Origin of the sequence: Planococcus sp. 1R117A (assembly GCF_051417975.1) — a bacterium.
Lineage (GTDB): Bacteria > Bacillota > Bacilli > Bacillales_A > Planococcaceae > Planococcus > Planococcus shenhongbingii.
The window spans coordinates 613,042-630,344 of the sequence record NZ_JBPRLO010000001.1 but is presented as its reverse complement, the minus strand read 5'-3'; the positions used below and the strand labels follow the sequence as shown (position 1 = coordinate 630,344).

The 17,303-nt window shown below is 44.7% G+C and carries 20 protein-coding genes; 19 read left to right on the top strand and 1 reads right to left on the bottom strand.

What is annotated here, in order from left to right; translation table 11 throughout:
- Nucleotides 1–10: 10 nt before the first annotated feature.
- From msrA to ACSFXN_RS02830, 12 genes are all read left to right on the top strand, one after another.
- Nucleotides 11–688, top strand: a complete 678-nt coding sequence (gene msrA, locus ACSFXN_RS02885) for a peptide-methionine (S)-S-oxide reductase MsrA (protein WP_437148692.1) — start codon at nucleotides 11–13, stop codon at nucleotides 686–688.
- Between the two features lie 113 nt (nucleotides 689–801).
- A complete protein-coding gene (locus ACSFXN_RS02880; RefSeq protein WP_437148691.1) occupies nucleotides 802–1,497 on the top strand; it encodes an MgtC/SapB family protein in 696 nt (231 codons plus the stop codon).
- Between the two features lie 131 nt (nucleotides 1,498–1,628).
- Nucleotides 1,629–2,018: a GntR family transcriptional regulator gene (locus tag ACSFXN_RS02875; RefSeq protein ID WP_437148690.1), complete on the top strand. Its 390-nt coding sequence runs from the start codon at nucleotides 1,629–1,631 to the stop codon at nucleotides 2,016–2,018.
- Nucleotides 2,015–3,112 (top strand): DUF1648 domain-containing protein, encoded by a 1,098-nt coding sequence (locus ACSFXN_RS02870; protein ID WP_437148689.1) that lies wholly within the window; start codon nucleotides 2,015–2,017, stop codon nucleotides 3,110–3,112. The genes ACSFXN_RS02875 and ACSFXN_RS02870 overlap by 4 nt, the downstream gene beginning before the upstream one ends.
- Before the next feature lie 22 nt (nucleotides 3,113–3,134).
- Entirely contained in the window at nucleotides 3,135–3,329 is a 195-nt protein-coding gene (locus tag ACSFXN_RS02865) for a PLD nuclease N-terminal domain-containing protein (protein ID WP_437148688.1), read from the top strand.
- The gene (locus tag ACSFXN_RS02860; RefSeq protein ID WP_437148687.1) at nucleotides 3,326–4,207 is read left to right on the top strand and encodes an ABC transporter ATP-binding protein; all 882 of its coding nucleotides are present in this window, start codon (nucleotides 3,326–3,328) and stop codon (nucleotides 4,205–4,207) included. The genes ACSFXN_RS02865 and ACSFXN_RS02860 overlap by 4 nt, the downstream gene beginning before the upstream one ends.
- A complete protein-coding gene (locus ACSFXN_RS02855) occupies nucleotides 4,204–4,989 on the top strand; it encodes an ABC transporter permease (RefSeq protein WP_437148686.1) in 786 nt (261 codons plus the stop codon). Before ACSFXN_RS02860 ends, ACSFXN_RS02855 begins: the two co-directional genes overlap by 4 nt.
- A 570-nt stretch (nucleotides 4,990–5,559) precedes the next feature.
- On the top strand, nucleotides 5,560–5,964 hold the full coding sequence (locus ACSFXN_RS02850; RefSeq protein ID WP_437148685.1) for a VOC family protein: 405 nt from the start codon (nucleotides 5,560–5,562) through the stop codon (nucleotides 5,962–5,964).
- Nucleotides 5,957–6,661, top strand: coding sequence for a CBS domain-containing protein (locus ACSFXN_RS02845; protein ID WP_437148684.1), 705 nt, complete (start codon nucleotides 5,957–5,959; stop codon nucleotides 6,659–6,661). The genes ACSFXN_RS02850 and ACSFXN_RS02845 overlap by 8 nt, the downstream gene beginning before the upstream one ends.
- Before the next feature lie 13 nt (nucleotides 6,662–6,674).
- Complete coding sequence (locus tag ACSFXN_RS02840) at nucleotides 6,675–7,499, top strand: metallophosphoesterase (RefSeq protein WP_437148683.1); 825 nt, start codon at nucleotides 6,675–6,677, stop codon at nucleotides 7,497–7,499.
- Between the two features lie 10 nt (nucleotides 7,500–7,509).
- Nucleotides 7,510–7,977 (top strand): NUDIX hydrolase, encoded by a 468-nt coding sequence (locus ACSFXN_RS02835; protein ID WP_437148682.1) that lies wholly within the window; start codon nucleotides 7,510–7,512, stop codon nucleotides 7,975–7,977.
- 78 nt (nucleotides 7,978–8,055) lie between these two features.
- Nucleotides 8,056–8,553, top strand: a complete 498-nt coding sequence (locus ACSFXN_RS02830; protein ID WP_437148681.1) for a GNAT family N-acetyltransferase — start codon at nucleotides 8,056–8,058, stop codon at nucleotides 8,551–8,553.
- 71 nt (nucleotides 8,554–8,624) lie between these two features.
- Here the strand turns inward: ACSFXN_RS02830 and ACSFXN_RS02825 are convergent, their stop codons facing one another.
- Nucleotides 8,625–8,948, bottom strand: coding sequence for a CHY zinc finger protein (locus ACSFXN_RS02825; protein WP_437148680.1), 324 nt, complete (start codon nucleotides 8,946–8,948; stop codon nucleotides 8,625–8,627).
- Nucleotides 8,949–9,668: 720 nt separating this feature from the next.
- Here ACSFXN_RS02825 and ribE point away from each other — a divergent pair.
- From ribE to ACSFXN_RS02790, 7 genes are all read left to right on the top strand, one after another.
- The gene (ribE, locus tag ACSFXN_RS02820) at nucleotides 9,669–10,298 is read left to right on the top strand and encodes a riboflavin synthase (protein ID WP_300990357.1); all 630 of its coding nucleotides are present in this window, start codon (nucleotides 9,669–9,671) and stop codon (nucleotides 10,296–10,298) included.
- Nucleotides 10,299–10,312: 14 nt separating this feature from the next.
- Complete coding sequence (locus ACSFXN_RS02815) at nucleotides 10,313–11,506, top strand: bifunctional 3,4-dihydroxy-2-butanone-4-phosphate synthase/GTP cyclohydrolase II (RefSeq protein WP_437148679.1); 1,194 nt, start codon at nucleotides 10,313–10,315, stop codon at nucleotides 11,504–11,506.
- Nucleotides 11,507–11,519: 13 nt separating this feature from the next.
- Nucleotides 11,520–11,984: a 6,7-dimethyl-8-ribityllumazine synthase gene (ribH, locus tag ACSFXN_RS02810; RefSeq protein ID WP_437148678.1), complete on the top strand. Its 465-nt coding sequence runs from the start codon at nucleotides 11,520–11,522 to the stop codon at nucleotides 11,982–11,984.
- Between the two features lie 112 nt (nucleotides 11,985–12,096).
- Nucleotides 12,097–12,804 carry a DUF421 domain-containing protein gene (locus ACSFXN_RS02805; protein WP_437148677.1) on the top strand — a complete coding sequence of 236 codons (708 nt, stop codon included), beginning with the start codon at nucleotides 12,097–12,099 and terminating at the stop codon, nucleotides 12,802–12,804.
- A 9-nt stretch (nucleotides 12,805–12,813) separates the two neighbouring features.
- Nucleotides 12,814–13,344 carry a histidine phosphatase family protein gene (locus tag ACSFXN_RS02800; RefSeq protein WP_437148676.1) on the top strand — a complete coding sequence of 177 codons (531 nt, stop codon included), beginning with the start codon at nucleotides 12,814–12,816 and terminating at the stop codon, nucleotides 13,342–13,344.
- Between the two features lie 165 nt (nucleotides 13,345–13,509).
- Entirely contained in the window at nucleotides 13,510–15,330 is a 1,821-nt protein-coding gene (locus ACSFXN_RS02795; protein ID WP_437148675.1) for an LTA synthase family protein, read from the top strand.
- Between the two features lie 65 nt (nucleotides 15,331–15,395).
- Nucleotides 15,396–16,409 carry a GTPase gene (locus ACSFXN_RS02790; protein WP_437148674.1) on the top strand — a complete coding sequence of 338 codons (1,014 nt, stop codon included), beginning with the start codon at nucleotides 15,396–15,398 and terminating at the stop codon, nucleotides 16,407–16,409.
- Nucleotides 16,410–17,303 lie beyond the last annotated feature (894 nt).

Sequence of the window (17,303 nt, the reverse complement as noted above, 5' to 3'; positions counted from 1 at the left end):
GGGAACTGCAATGGAACAACAGCTCACAATTAGAGATTTGGAAAAAGAGATGGGAGATTCTCAGCGAACTGCAGAAACAGCGACCTTTGGAATGGGCTGCTTCTGGGGGCCGGAAGCGCGGTTTGGAAGTTTGCCGGGCGTCCTTCGGACAAGAGTCGGCTTTTCAGGAGGCACAACTCCCAATCCTGCTTACCGCAACATGGGTGACCATACAGAAACGGTCCAAATTGATTTCGACCCGGAACTCATCCCTTTTGAAGAAGTGCTCAAACAGTTCTGGAGAAACCATTACCCAAATAGGGACGAATATAAAGGAAGACAGTATATTTCACTGCTGTGTTTTCACAGCGATGCTCAAGCAGAAACTATCGAGCGGGTGAAAAAAGAAATGGAAGCGGAACTGGGCGAAGGAATTGAGACAGAAATCGCTTCTTATACGCAGTTCGCACTGGCAGAAGAACGCCATCAGAAATATTACCTGAAGCGCTATCCAAAAGCTTTAGAACAATTGGAGACATTTTATCCGAACCCTGATTTACTGGTAGACTCTACATTTGCTGCCCGTTTAAACGGTTTTGTTAAAGGCTTCGGAACCAGGGAAAGCTTAAAAAAGGAAATTATGGGATGGAACATCAAAAAGGCGAATCGACAGATACTGGCGGATAAATTAATGAAACTTAAATGGTAAGGTTTCAGTAAAAATGTTTTGGTCATGCTGCTTAATTTGAGACTGATAAAAAAATATTTGGGTAAACTTTAGTAAACGAAAAAAGTGAAATAAGACGGTCAGGAGGAAAGCTGATGGATTTTCTGCCTGGAGATTATTTGAGTATCATCATTCGCTTGCTGATTGCCGCTTTTTTGAGTGGATTAATCGGAATCGAACGGGAAGCGCAACAGCAGCCCGCGGGTCTTCGGACGCATTTGCTCGTTGGGACCGGCTCTTGTTTAATGATGATCTTGTCGGTCACTGGATTTGATGCATTTTTGGCACGGGACAGCGATGCCATTCGTTTTGACCCTTCGAGGATCCCATCTTATGTAATTAGCGGCATCGGTTTTTTAGGAGCTGGAACAATTATTGTGCATCGTGGCTCTGTAAAGGGCCTGACGACAGCGGCATCGGTTTGGGTAGCAGCAGGGCTTGGCTTGGTTGTAGGGATCGGCATGTATTTTGTCGCTATTTTAACCACAGTCATTGTGCTGGTTGCGCTATCGATTCTTGGGAAGCTTGAAGCAAAATACCTTCCTTCCCATAATCCAAAAGAAATTTTAGTAATTGCAGAAGACCGGGAAGATGTTTTTTCATCCATCAGTGGACTTTTTGAAGAAAATAAAGTAGTTATCATGGATTTCCACATTGAGACTGTCGAAGCCCATAGTGATAAAAACGTTTCGGCTTATCGGTTTATTATTAGAGATGAAAATATAAAAAATGAAATTGAACTCGTAAAAAAACTTCAACAGCATAAATCTGTTTACAAAGTAACAAAATAATATTCTATGAAAAGCTTTGGCAATTTAATGCCTCAGCTTTTTTTATTGTTCAGAGATTGACGGTGAGGCATTTCTGTTATATGATGTGCATAACAGCTGTTCTATAGTAAGTAGAACAAAGAGGTGAGCAAATGTATATTGAAATTGAACCGCAATCGGAAGTGCCGATTTATCTGCAGCTGGCTCAGCAAATAATGGAAGGGGTAGCAAATGGACAACTGCTTCCAGGCTCTCCTTTGCCTTCAGGAAGGGCTTTTGCGGCTGATCTCGGCATGAACATGCATACGGTCAATAAAGCCTATCATTATTTAGAAGAGAAAAAAATAATCGAAATCATTCCGAAAAAAGGGGTTTTCATTCATGCGGATGGTGTGCGTGAAGCGACAGCAGAGGAAAAAGAGCGGATTGAGCAGGAATTGAGGCCAATCCTGGCAGAAGCTTTATGCCTTAAGCTAAGTAAAGAGGAAATGGCACAAATGATCGAAAAATTGATGCGCAATATACAGGGGGGAGTAAAATGACAGTTTTTCTTATGGCTGCCATCATGATTCTAATTATCGGGGTTCAGGCTTTCGTTCCTTTTTTAGTGAAGAAAACAGAAGTGTTTGGAGTTTATGTGCCGCAGGAGTACACACAGAAAAAGACACTTGAACTATTGAAAAAAAGGTATGCAACGATGGTGGTGTTTGCGGGAATCGTGGCTGCTGCCATTTATGCCATTCTGCTCAGCGTGACAGAAGCCACTGAAGAAGCCGCTGCCTTCTGGGGCCTCGGGCTTCAACTGGCCCTAATATTATTCAGTATGGCTTTATATCTCATCAATCATCTGAAAGTGAAAAATGAAAAGCAGCAAGAAGGATGGACAGTGGGAAAGAAAGAAAAAGTGGTAGTGGACTTGCAGTTCCGGAATGATTTGGAGATGGTGTCTGGAATTGCCTTTTTGCTGCCCATGCTAATCACTGCTGGATTGATTTTTTATACCATCAGCCAGTATGGCAGCCTGCCTCATCAGATTCCAGTCCATTGGGGGCCAGGTGGAACACCTGACCGTTTTACAGATAAAACCGCCTTCTCCAGCATTTCACTCTTGTTGGTGCTGTTGATGATGCAAGCGCTGTTTTATTTCTTGAACCAGGCAAGAAAGACAAGCGGGGCCAAAATCATGGCCAGCCAGAAACAGCAGTCACGGGAAAGGGAATTGGCTTCCCGGAAATACGGCAGCTGGCTGTTGTTCATTACCACTGTTTCTGCGACGCTGCTGCTAGGCAGTTTTCAATTGTCCATTATTCATCCGGAACTTGGCAGCGCTCTCTGGAACATGGCGTTGATCATAGGTTTTCTCATCTTGGTGCTGGGTGGAACAGCGCTTTATACTTTCAAAGTGGTCAAAAGCGGTCTAGCTGCTGCTGAACAACAGCCGCCATCTGGAATTATTGATGCGGACAGAGATGAACACTGGAAAGCGGGAATTTTTTATGTAAATAAAGAAGATCCTTCGGTGATGGTGGACAAGCGCTTCGGAGTTGGATGGACCGTTAATTTCGGAAATCCGAAAAGCTGGCTTTATGTGTTGTTGCCGTTCGTCGTGCTGTTAGCTATTGCATTATTGATATAAGCGAAAAGGGGGATGAGGGAGAATGGACCAAACTACTTTACTGATGCTGCTGTTGCCGGTTTTAGTGATTCAATTGGGATTGATGGTTTTCACATTAATCGACTTGATCAAAAATCCGAATCCGAAAGGGCCTAAATGGCTATGGGGAGTCATTATTGTGTTCATCAATATTTTAGGGCCGATTTTGTATTTGGCAATCGGGAGGCGGAATTATTGAGCATACTGGAAACCGCAAACCTAACGAAACGTTATGGTGAAGAATTAGCTGTCGAGGATCTTTCTTTTTCGTTGAAAGAATGCACCTCCACTGCTTTAATTGGACCAAACGGAGCTGGAAAAACCACTACTTTATCGATCCTTGCAGGATTACTGAAGCAAACGAGCGGTTCAGTTCAATTGAATCATGAATCAGGCATCGGTTTTTTGCCTCAGCACCCACAGCTGTTTCCGTGGCTGACTGCTCTGGAGTTTCTCGAGATGGCGGCGCGGCTTAGCGGAGTGAGAGCCAAAGATGTCAGGCGTCAATCAATTAAAACCTTGGAGATTGTGGGATTGGGTTCTGCTGCGAACAAAAAAACAGGGACTTTTTCGGGAGGCATGAAGCAGCGCCTTGGGTTGGCTCAAGCAATTATCCACCAGCCGAAACTTCTGCTATTGGACGAGCCGGTCTCTGCGCTGGATCCGGCAGGACGCAGAGAAATTATGGATCTGTTGAAATCTTTACAGCATAATACAACCATTCTGTATTCAACGCATATTCTGAATGATGCGGAAGAAATGACCGATCAATTGCTGTTCCTGCAGCATGGCCGACTGGTTGAACAGGGGTCATTGGCAGAAGTCAAAGAACGGTACGCAGAACCAAGCATCCGCATTCGTTTTCAGGATGCCGCCTCTGCCGGCATATTTGCTGGAGGAAACAGGTGGCATGCAATTACAGAAGGAGCTTCTGTTGTTTTACCGATTGATGAAAATGGACCGCAGATGAAGGAGATCTTATCAGTTCTTGCATTGAATGCAGACGGAGTTATTGGCGTGGAACGGCAAAAGGCTACGCTTGAAGAAATCTTTTTGAAGGTGGCGGGTGCAGAGTGAATCAATTCGGCGTTTTACTGAAAAAAGAATGGCGGGAAAACCTCAGGAACTATAAATTATTCTGGATACCGGTTGTTTTTATCCTGTTTGGCATTATCGAACCCCTTACAAACTACTTTTTGCCGCAAATCCTGGATTCTGTCGGCAATTTGCCTGAAGGAGCGGTAATCGATATCCCGCCGCCTGAGCCTGAACAGATTTTGGCAGCCATTATGGGACAATATCAATTGGTTGGTCTGCTGGTTCTGGTTCTTGCCTACATGGGGGCTATTGCTGGAGAACGGAAAAATGGCACTGCTACTCTTTTATATGTAAGGCCGTTATCGTTTACTGCTTATTTCCTAAGCAAGTGGATCCTGGCAAGTGTGGTTGGGCTGTTGAGTGTCTGGCTTGGGTTGATCACGGCTTATTACTACACGATATTGTTGTTTGAGAGGATTGACTTTACAAAATTCCTGCAGTTTGCAGGCACCTACAGTTTATGGATTTTATTAGTAATAACTTTTGTGCTACTGCTAAGTGCAGCCATGCCTAATGCCGGGCTGGCAGCGGCAGCTTCGTTGCTTCTTATTATTATCTTTCAACTTGCAGATGGACTGTTTGGTGCCTATTGGACAGTTTCGCCACTGAAAATTCCGGGTTATGCCGTCTCGTGGTTGTTGGATAGCCCAGGATACACGGAGTTCTGGGGGACAATGGGAGTCAGTGTGTTCCTGATTTTGGCCATGCTCGGTTCCGGTATTTGGATGTCTAAATACAATGCCTCAAAAACAAAAGTATAATATTTCAAGCCATAGCCTTTAAGGCTGTGGCTTGAGCTTTTAGACAAAAGAATACACTTTCAATCAAGTGAATAACTATCAAAAAAGGTTCTTCCCCCGGTTCCTGCGCTCCAACCGGACGCTTTCCGCGGGCTCGCGCCGAACTAACTCGGGACTGGCGCCCGAGTGGATTTCGGCACTTCGCTATCCCGCAGGAGACGCCGCTTTCCGCTGCGGAACCTGGCGTGAAGTGAAAACCGGATGCCGCTTCTCCTCACTTATCTGAAAAGCGACATCCCCAACCGGACCGGCCACGAGACTCCTGTGGAATCAGCTCGAGCTGAAGACCCCGCAGGAACGCCAGTGACGAGGAGGCTGAAGCCGAGCCCACGGAAAGCGAAGTGGCCGGACCGGTTGGGGCTTATACCGTCTTATTCATTTCAAGCACACTTTGTCTGCAGTCTGAGCCATAGCCTTTAAGGCTATGGCTTTTATATTGCAGTGAGTTTTAAGTGAGCCTAAAAGAAGCATTATTGAGACTCGAACTTTTCGGTTTCAGTCTGTTAAACTGAAAAAAAGGAGGCGGTGACTTTGCTGCATCATGTAGAAATAAACGTTTCAGATTTGGATGCGTCAAGAAAATTTTACAGCGCCCTGCTTTCGGAACTTGGATATGTGGAATATCAGAACTGGCCGCTTGGATTCAGCTATAAAAGCGGTTCTGCTTATCTTATATTTGTCCAAACAGAAACGCACTATCTACATCTGCCTTATCACCGCAAAGCGACTGGATTGAACCATGTGGCTTTTCATGCGGAATCCCGCGGGAAAGTGGACAGCTTGACTGAAAAAATGAGAAGATTAGGGGTACAAATTTTATACGAAGACCGCCATCCTTATGCTGGTGGTCCGGAACATTACGCGGTTTTTATGGAAGATCCTGATCGGGTGAAAATTGAAATTGCAGCTGCTGAAGGTGGTGGCCATTTTGCCTAGCCAGAACTCGGCACGCTTTATCGTGGCCTTTAATAAAATTGAAAAAGCTCTGAAGGAAATAATCGGAGGCGCAAGCTATCTTACCTTTTTCAAAGCGATTGATTTAGCGAAAAAAGACAATGCTACGGTGAGGAAATATGAAGATGACCTTCGGGAATTCGCCGACCTTCGCAACGCCATTGTCCATCATCGTACGGCTGCTGAGTATGTAATTGCCGAACCGCACCTTGAAGTTGTAGAATTAATAGAGCATATTGAGCTGTTGCTGTCACAGCCTGTCACTGTCGGTACGATGTTTGCGAGGACAGTGCATACTTTTGATGCGACAGATAGTTTGGCAAAAGTCTTACGTATTGTAAAGGTACGTAACTTTATGCAGTTGCCGATTTACCGGGAAGAAGAGTTCATTGGATTAATTACCGCTGCAGGAATTGCACGCTGGCTTGCTCAGACTGTTGAAGAGAAAATCATTTCCCGGGAAATGATCACGATGAATGATATTTTAAAGCACGAAAAAGATGGAGAAAACCATCGTTTTATCGCTTCAAATACGTCTGTTTATGAAGCGGAAGAAATATTTAAGCAATCCGTGATGGAAGGCGGACGTCTAGAAGCGCTTCTCATAACGAGAACTGGAAAGAAAGAGGAAAAATTGACGGGCATAATCACGCCTATTGATTTGATCAAGATCGAATAGAGGTAAGGTATAGATGAAAAAAGTAATTGTATTTATGGCCTTGGTCTTTTTTGTTTGGGGCTTTGTCTGGGTCAATAATAAATGGGTTGTGACAACGGAATACACAGTAGCGTCAGAAGAATTGCCAGCAGCTTTTGACGGAAAGAAAATTATACAGATTTCAGATTTGCATAATGCCAGCTTTGGCAAGGACCAATCTTCACTGATTGAAAAAGTGGAAATAGAAAAGCCGGATGTAATTTTTATAACCGGTGATTTGATTGATAGTGACCGTTACAATTTAGATGTCAGTTTAACTTTGGTGGAAGCGCTGGTAGAAATGAGTGAAGTTTATTTTGTGATCGGAAACCATGAAATATCGGTGAATAAACTTGATGAAATTACAGCAGCATTAGAAGAAAGAGGCGTAAACGTTTTAATGAACGAAACTGCCCCCTGGGAAGTTGAAGGAGAAACGATTCAAATTGCAGGAATCAATGATCCGCTAATGGATGTGGATCTTTCAGAAGAAGATTTCACCCGTCAAGCAATTGATGAGGCGGAGCTGACAGATGCCTTTACTTTATTGCTGGCGCATCGTCCTGAAATGTTCAGCACTTACGTAAAGGAAGAAATCGATGTGGTGTTTTCTGGTCATGCCCATGGCGGGCAGCTGCGCATACCAGGTCTGGGCGGCTTGATTGCACCGGGACAAGGATGGTTTCCAACAATGACTGAAGGTGTTTTTCGCAAAAACGATACACAGCTGGTTTTAAGCAGGGGACTTGGAAACAGCGGATTCCCTGTAAGACTATTCAACTTGCCGGAAATTGTGGCAATCACCTTGGAAAAAGCATAAGAGGTGTGTAATGGACACAACGTTTAAACTTGATCATCAGGTATTTAATTACCGGGTAGCGGCGGTTTGGATAGAAAATGGTCACGTATTGCTGCATAAGCAGACAAAAGAATCCCACTGGGCGCTTCCAGGAGGGCGCGCGCAGATGCTGGAAAATTCTAAAGCCTGTGTGCAGCGGGAACTGAGAGAAGAACTGGATGCAGAAGTAGAGGTGGAGCGTATGTTATGGGTAACAGAAAACTTTTTTACATACGATCAAAAACAATACCATGAGTTAGGTTTTTACTACCTGGTACATAGTAAAACAGGAGAAAAATTTTATCGTCCTGAACCGTTTTTTGGACCGGAAGGCGATCATCTGACATACCAATGGATTCCGCTTGAAGAGGTTTGCACTGTAAATCTTTATCCTCATTTTCTGAGAGAGGCGTTGCAAAAAATGCCGCAAGTAACGGAACATTTAATCTTAGCAGATTAAAAACTTTGGAAAATGTACAGAGAAGTTCTATAACTAGTAGGGGATAAATATCAGCAATTTTGTTAGGAGGCGCTTAAAGTGATTAAAAAGAAGGAAGTCACTCTTCATCCTTATTCATCGAAAGTGACTGTCGAATATAGCTTGCCGTCAGACCAATTAAAATTTACAGGTTTGCCGCAGGACATAATCGAACGGGATGCCAAAAATCCGGATAAGCACTTGATCGTCATAAGAGCGCGCGATGAAGTGGCCGGTTTTTTTGAACTGGATGAATCAGATGACCGGAAATTGTATTCGAATAATCCAAAAGCGCTGCTGCTCCGCGGATATTCGGTTAACCCGAAATACCAGGGCCGCGGGATTGCTACTGGCTCGATTTACGCTTTGCCTGACTTTATCCGAAAAGAATTTCCGGAATTCAATGAAGTTGTGCTTGGTGTGAACGCGAGTAATCCGGCAGCTCAGCGGGTCTACCAGAAAGCAGGATTTGAAGATACCGGCAGGCGGCTGATGCGATCTAAAGGCGAGCAGATTGTTATGTGCTTAAGAGTGGATACGAAACAAGGGGACAGCTGATGCTCTCTTGTTTTTTATGTGGGTCAATATAAAAAAACTGATTTCACGGGTATTGCTGCGGTACTTAATAATTACCCGAAATACAAATGCTTATGCAAGCTGCAGCCCGGATTGAAACCTACACTGCACACTGGACACGATGACGAACAGTCCAAATACTCCTGAACAGTCATTTCATGACCGCATGCACCGCATAAAACGGCTTTTTCATCGAAACGATCTTTTGGCCAGACTTGGGGATTTCCACAACCCACGGTTTGATGGCATTCAAAGCAAGGATAATAGATGCCACAGCAGAAAAACTTGATGGCAATGCGATCGTTTTCTGAATGATAATGCGCGCAGCGTGTTTCATCGTCAACACCGATTCCTTTTACTGCTAAAGAATGTGCCATTTTTTCAACCTCCATTGTGAATAAAGCAAATATTTACTGACTATTCTTCTATTTATGCTACTATTAATTGAACGAATAATCGAATCAATTCTTCGGGGCAAGGTGAAATTCCTTACCGGCGGTGAGCAGGAAACTGTAAGTCCGTGACCCGATCTATGAAAATGAGCAGCAGAGTAAACATGCGCCCGCGCTTTTCAATGTCCAGCTCCGGCGCATAGCCCCTCAAGGTCGCTTTGGTCTTGATGGTCACGGCAAAAACCGTCGTGTCCTTCAAGCCCTTCAGCGCTTGTCGGGGCTTGATATGCGCCTGCGCTTTTCATTTTTCATAGACGGTGGAGCTGGTGTAATTCCGGCACCGACAGTTAAAGTCTGGATGGGAGAAGAAGTTGAAACGTTTTCGTTATGCATTTTTTTCTGATTGGTGAAAATTTATTATTGCTGTAAAAAGATCCGGCTTTTTAAAGCACATTATAATAGTGAACCCAGAACTAAAGTGCATTCTCAATAATTTAATTACATCCTCTTTATTACCCTTTCCTAACCACCCGTCTGCCCCTTGGTGGAAAGAACCCATTTTGTTTTACTTTTTGACGGCTTACATGCCGAATAACGCGTTCAGCTGCTTGGCTGTAGTCTGTCGAAGAAATTGTTACATACAATTTAATAAGGTCTCATGACCAGACAAAAGCTTTTGGCTTTTTCAAAGGAGCGTGATTACAAGTGTTTACTGGAATAGTGGAGGAAGTGGGGAAAGTTGCCTCACTCCGTGCGAAGCCGCAGGCAATGGAACTGACAATCGCCTGTTCGCTTATTTTAGAAGATGTAAAACGAGGAGACAGCATTTCGATAAACGGAGTCTGTCTGACCGTTTCAACTTTTACGCACGATACGTTTACGGTCGATGTTATTCCTGAAACGGTCAAATCTTCTACGATGTCGGAACTGAGAAGCGGTTCCCGTGTGAATTTGGAACGAGCTATGCCGGCTAATGGCCGTTTTGGCGGCCATTTTGTCAGTGGCCACATTGATGGCGTTGGGGTCATCCGTTCTGTAAAAACAGAATCGAATGCTTTAACGAAAGTAATTGAAGTGGAGCCGGAACTGATGAAATATATGATGCACAAAGGATCGGTTGCAGTAGACGGTACTTCGCTCACCATATTTGAACTTGGCAAGAACACGATAACCATTTCCTTGATTCCGACTACACAGGAAGATTCTCTTTTAGGGGAAAAAGGCATTGGCGCACGCGTCAATATCGAATGTGATTTGCTTGCGAAATACACAGAACGGATTCAAACAGCGAAGCCAGCAATGACTCGCAGCTGGCTGGCTGAAAACGGATTTTGATGGAGGCGAAAGAGATGTTCTATACTGTAGAAGAAGCTGTGCGCGATTTGAAGAATGGCAAAGCCGTTATTGTTATTGATGATGAGAACCGCGAAAATGAAGGTGACTTTGTCGCATTGGCAGAGCATGCAACACCGGAAATCATTAACTTGATGGCAACCGAAGGACGCGGATTGATTTGTGTGCCGGTTGAAGAAGCAATCGCGAAAAGGCTGAAAATCGGTTTAATGACTGATAACAACACGGATGAATATGGAACAGCTTTCACCATAAGTGTCGATCACAGAGATACAACTACAGGAATCAGTGCTTTTGAACGGTCGCATACGATACTAAGTATGCTGGATCCAGATGCCAAAGCGGCGGACTTTAAGCGTCCCGGCCACATCTTTCCGTTGATTGCCAAAAAAGGCGGTGTATTGCGCCGTGCAGGCCATACAGAAGCAGCAGTGGATTTAGCGAAACTGGCTGGCTCTGCTCCGGCAGGCGTGATCTGTGAAATTATGAATCCGGACGGCACTATGGCCCGCGTTGACGATCTGCAGAAAGTGGCAGAACGCCTAGGCTTGGGAATATTGACCATCCAGGATTTGATCGCTTATAAACGCAAGAATGAAAAATTGATCAAACGGGAAGTGGAAGTGACCCTTCCGACTGAATACGGGGAATTCCGGGCAGTAGGCTATACGGAACTGCTGACTGGGCAGGACCACGTAGCCTTTGTAAAAGGAGACATTGATCCGGAACACCCGGTACTGGTCCGCGTCCATTCCGAGTGCTTGACCGGAGACGTCTTCGGATCCCATAAATGCGACTGCGGCCCACAGCTGCACTTAGCATTGGAACAAATTAATGCAGCAGGATCCGGCGTTTTATTGTATATGCGCCAAGAAGGTCGCGGCATTGGCTTGATCAATAAATTGAAAGCCTATGAGCTCCAGTCCCAAGGGTATGACACGGTAGAAGCCAACCAAAAACTAGGATTTGCAGATGATTTGCGTGATTATGGAATCGGGGCGCAAATATTGCGGGATTTGGGAATTGTAAAAATGAAGCTTTTAACGAATAACCCAAGAAAGATTGCCGGCATTGGCGGATATGGATTGGAAGTCGTCGAACGGCTGCCAATCGAAATGCCGACCAATAAAGATAATGAAGCTTATATGAAAACCAAAAAATCGAAACTCGGCCATTTGCTGAATTTCTAAAGGAGAACTGGACATGACGGTACATTTTGAAGGATATTTAAACGGTGAAGGGTTACGCATCGGCATTGTGGTCGGGCGTTTCAATGAATTTATCACCAGCAAATTACTAAGCGGAGCACAAGATGCATTAAAACGCCATGGCGTAATTGACTCGGACGTTTCGGTTGCCTGGGTGCCGGGAGCATTTGAAATTCCACTGGTTGCTAAGAAGATGGCGACAAGCGGCAATTACGATGCGGTCATTACACTGGGCACGGTCATCAGAGGCGCTACGCCGCATTTCGATTTTGTCTGCAGCGAAGTGGCGAAAGGCGTTTCAAGAGCAAGCGACCAAGCGAATATCCCCGTTATTTTCGGCGTTTTGACTACAGATTCAATTGAACAGGCAATTGAACGTGCAGGAACAAAAGCCGGCAACAAAGGCTGGGAATCGGCAGCAGGCGCAATTGAAATGGCAAACTTGATGAAAAAACTGTAAAGCACAACCCGGGACTTTAGGTCCTGGGTTTTTTTATTTAGCTTAAACGCTATAGAAAGGGGAATGGGGATAATGTAGAAGAACATAGAGAATTGACTGGAGGAGAAGGGTATTGACTTATTTTGATATTGGGATGAAATTGATTTTCGGGCTTGTGGCATTGCTGGTGGTGACACGGCTGCTCGGGAAAAAAGAGATGTCCCAGCTTACTCCTTTTGATTTTATCTACTCTATTGTTTTGGGCGGAATTTTAGAAGAAAGTATTTACGATGATAAAGTTTCAGGGCTGCATGTATGGTTTGCAGCAGCTGTCTGGGGACTTATGCTGTTTGGCATTGAAAAACTTTCGAAAAAATATGATAGAGTGCGGGTATTGCTTAAAGGAGATGCATCCATTCTGATTCAAGACGGGGAGTTTATGGTAGATGAATTGAATAAAAACCATTTGGAAATGGAGCAGCTCAGAACCATGCTTCGTGAACATGGGGTATTTTCGCTGCGGGAAGTGCGCGATCTGTATTTGGAGCCAGGCGGTACCGTCAGTTTGCGCAAATATACCGAAAAGGACAACGTCACTCCTGAAATGCTCGGGATTAAACCGAAAGATGATTCCTTGACCTTCTTGTTCATTGACGAAGGCGAGATCAATGAAGGGATTTTAAAGTATGTCGGAAAATCGAAGGAATGGCTTTATTCGGAGCTGGAAAAGGAAGGATTTGAAGACATTGAAGAAATCTTGTATGCTGAATGGTCTAAAACAGACGGATTTTTCATAAAGACTTATAATGAATCTAAAGAAGGCGCCGCAAAAGGGAATTAGGAGGAGTATATGAAAAAAGTGATTTTTTTAGTTCGGCATTGTAAAGCAGACGGCCAGGATCCGAGTGCTGAATTGACTCCGGAAGGTAATGTCCAGGCACAAGAACTCGCACGTTTTTTTGAAAGCCAGGAAATCAATCGTATTATATCCAGCCCGTACACACGGGCTATTCAATCCATTGATCCAACAGCGGAAAAGCTTGGCATTCGTCTTGAAATTGATGACCGCCTGGCTGAACGTGTATTAAGTTCTGGAGAAATGCCTGATTGGATGGAGCGGTTAAGGGAGTCTTCCCGTGATTTGGATTTGAAGTTTTCAGGAGGAGAATCCGGCCTCGAAGCGACTGAGAGAGGCATGGAAGTACTGAGAGACGCTTCTGACGGCACTGTCCTAGTAACGCATGGCAATTTGATGGGGCTGATATTAAAACGAATCGACGAATCCTATGGATACGAGGAGTGGGTGAAGCTTTCGAATCCAGATGTTTACAAATTGGAAATTGAAGAGAGAACCCATCAAGTGATGAGAGTATGGGAGTAAAATAATAGCCTGTTGCTAAAGGACTTTGTTTTAGATTCTGATTCAATGCAGTTATAATAAATTTATAAAAGGTGGCCGGATTCTTAGTCCGGCTTTTATTTCACGTTCCGTAAAATCATGACATACTTAACTGGTTCAATTGCCAACTAAAGGGAGGTGAAACTCATGAACACAGCAAAGGCAGTTCCCTATCTATTGCTCTTTCTCTTCCTGTTCATCAAAGTAAGTGCGTTTCGAATGCTAATCTTTGACACGAAGTCCATCGGGCATATTGCTTTTGTCGAGTTTCCGGTATGGGCACTCCTTTTGGCGATAGGACTTTTGATTTTTAAAAAGCATAGATGGCTTACCGTTTGGATCTACAGTTTTCTTGTCTCCGGCATTTTCTTTGCGGTGACATTATACAGCCGCTATTATACAACCATCCCCTCTTATTATGATTTGCAGCAGGCAACGCAGTCAAGTACGGTGGGAACAACGATTCTGCTATTGATCAATCCCCTGGATTTTTTATTTTTCTCAGACCTGATCCTGTTGGCTATTATAGGACGCAGATGGCGTAGGCTGCCACGGACGAATGCGCTCAAATACGCTGTCATCGGATTTTTAGTTATCAGCGCCATTACAACCGCCTATGCAATCAAACAGCCAATTATAGACATTTCATATTTTGCAAAAGAAAATGGGTATGCACAATCTCAGCTTGTTCAAATGTATCAGCAGACAACTGAGAAAGCTCATGCCTCTTCAATAGAACTGTCCCCCAAAAAACTGGAAGAATTAAAAGGGAATGAATTCATCCCCGTTCATAGCCATGAAAATTTCGGGTTAGCAGAAGGCCGCCATTTATTTGTCGTGCAAGTTGAATCAATGCAAAATTTTGTGGTCGGGAAATCATTGGATGGGCAGGAGATCACTCCGAACATCAACGCTTTGTTGGATGAAAGCGCTTATTTCTCCAATGTTTTTCAACAAATTGGCGCCGGCACAACTTCTGACGCCGAATGGATTGCCAACACCGGGTTATACACTGAAGGAATGGTGCCAATCGTAAATCAGCTGAACGGCGATAAAGTGCCTTCACTCGCTTATTCACTTAAAGATAAGGGCTATGGTTCAGCTACTTATCATGCTGATGATATAGAGTTCTGGAACCGGGATGTACTGTATCCTGCCCTTGGGTTTGATGAAGTGTTTTCAATTGAAGATATGCCGGACATCAACCAAGTCGGTTTTGGACCTGCAGATGAAGTACTGTTTGATTTTGCCCTTGGCGAACTTCCGCGTCAATTAAAAACCTACGACCGCATTTACTCCAACATCGTCATGATGACCAGCCATACTCCGTTCCTGATGCCTGAAGACATGCAGTTTCTAAAGTTGCCGGCTGAATATGAAGGCACGCATGTCGGCAATTATCTGCAGGCGGCCCGATATGCCGATGAACAAGTGGGCGTCTTTATCCAGGAGCTTAAAGATCAAGGGTTATTTGACGAATCACTGATTGTCATATTCGGAGATCATTCGGGAATCCATGGTTCTCCGCTAGCTTTAGAAGACGAAGTGCTGCTGAATGATTTTCTTGGGCATCCGTATTCCATGAAAGAACGGTATACCATTCCGCTTGTCATGACTGGCGGGGGCTTGTTTGAAGGAATGGAAATGAAACGGCTGGGCGGCCAAGTGGATATTATGCCGACTGTGCTGGCGCTGCTTGGAATTGAATTCGAAGATCCATTAATGGGCCATAATCTGTTCCAGTATGAAAAGAATTTGTTAGGCATGCGCTACTACATGCCAGGCGGATCGTTTATCCAATCGGAACAACTGTATAAAGCGCCGGGAGCGAAACTGCCGGACATGCTTTATAATTTGAAAACGATGGAAAAGCGAGGGAAAAACAGCGAGACCAAAAAACATATCCGTGATGTGCAAGTGATCTTGGAGTATGGGGATAGCTTGCTTAAACCCTATATCCAAGACTGAATATCACACGGCGGCATAGAAATTGATTATAATGGTCAGTAAAGATCGAAAAGGGGGAACGCCATATGGTAAAAGAGTTTGAACAAGAAGTTAGCCAAATGATGGATGCAATGTTTGAAAATGAAATGAAAAAAGTGAACGATATGCTCGAACAGGACTTGCTCATTTCGTTAATTGGGGAAGTGAACGCTGGAAAGTCATCGACAGTCAATAAAATCATCGGGGAAAATATCGCCAGCACAAACCCGATGCCTGGAGAGACAATCAGCGTGGATCCTTATAATATTCGCGGACTAGAAAATATCAAATTCATGGATACGCCTGGCCTCAACGACCCGAACGATGAAAATCCGAAAAAGACACTTGAATTTGTTCAGAAATCAGATGTTGTGCTGTTTTTCTTGAATGCAGCAGGAACGGTCTTTTCGGAAAGCGAAAAAGAAAAATTTACAGCAATCGAAAAACACAATAAAGATATTCTGATTGTGTTAAACAAAATCGATGCTGCTGAAGATATACCATCGATCGTCCAGTTCGTTAAAGATCATACAAAAAATAAATACAAAGTCATCGCCATTTCTTCAAAAACAGGTGAAAACCTTGAAAACTTGAAGAAGGAAATTCTTTTTTTGCTCGAAAAGAAGGGAAAAGACCTGCTCTTCGCTAAAAGCATGAAAGAGAAATCTTCTGCCGCCAACCGCTGGATTATCGGTTCCGGTGTCTCAGCAGGGGTAATCGGAGCATCACCGATTCCAGGGTCTGATGTGATCCCTCTTACTTCTTTACAAGTGGGGCTAATCATTAAATTGTCGAAGTTATATGATAAGCCTCTTAGCAAAAAAGCGGCGAAAGACATGATTGTCATTACGGCAACACAGACAATCGGCCATACACTTTACCGCCAAGCCTTGAAATTCATCCCGGGTGCCGGTTCAGTCATAGGCGGAACAGTCGCTTCAGCAATGACGCTGGCGCTTGGCTATGGTGTGAAGTACGCTTATGAAAACAATATTGCCATTGATTACGATATGATCGGCGAATTGTTTGAAAAATACCGGACGCGTGAGAAAAAAGCGTGAAGTGAATGAATGGAGACCGCTCTTTTTAGAGAGCGGTTTTCAGACTGTCGAGAAACTCTCAGCAGCCTTGTTCATTTCGCTCCAGGGCGGACGCTTTTCGCGGGGTGCGGCCTAAGCCTCCTCGCTCGCTGGCGAAACCCGTGTGCTCCTGCATCGCTGCGCTAGCTTCGTCGCAAATGAACGGGGCAAATGCTTTTGCCCCATTCATTCCCTGCGGGGTCTCAGGACTCGTCCTATTCCCGCAGAAGTCGCCGCCTTCCGCTGCATTCAGCTCGCTTTCACCACTTTTAGAGACTCTCTAAAAGAGTGACGGTTCAAGAAAACCTTCTCCTATTTGTTCCTGCTCTCCAGATATGGAGCCAACCAGCGGAGAAAACATACTGCTCCTGCGCAAGCTCGTCGCAAAGACTTAGCCTCGCAGGCGTCGGCTAATGTCTTGCCTGCGGGAAAGCGAGACAGCCGAGATCCTGCAACGCCCTTTCATGTTTCGAAGCTAGCGCAGCGATGCAGAAACAGGAGCGTAAGCGACGAAGCGGCTTGGCGCTCGCCCGCGGCTGAAAACCTATGCTCCTGCAGCGCTGCGCGCTTCGTCGCAAAGACTTGGCCTCGCAGGCTTCGGCTAATGTCTTCGCAGCTGGTTGGCGGAATATCGGTTAAATGATGAAAACTAAAACGTTCACAACAAGTTAGAAACCGCTCTTTTTAAAGAGCGGTCTTTTATTTTTCTTGAATTCAGCGCTTGTCGGGGCTGCACGGACGCGTCCGCTTTTCCATATTGTTCAGCTCCAGCGCCCAGATTCTAGGGTCATAAGCCAACCCATCTGCACGGCAGAAACACGCCGTTTCGATGGTCCGTCTTATGCCCGTCGAATCTACATGGGCACTTGCGCTTTT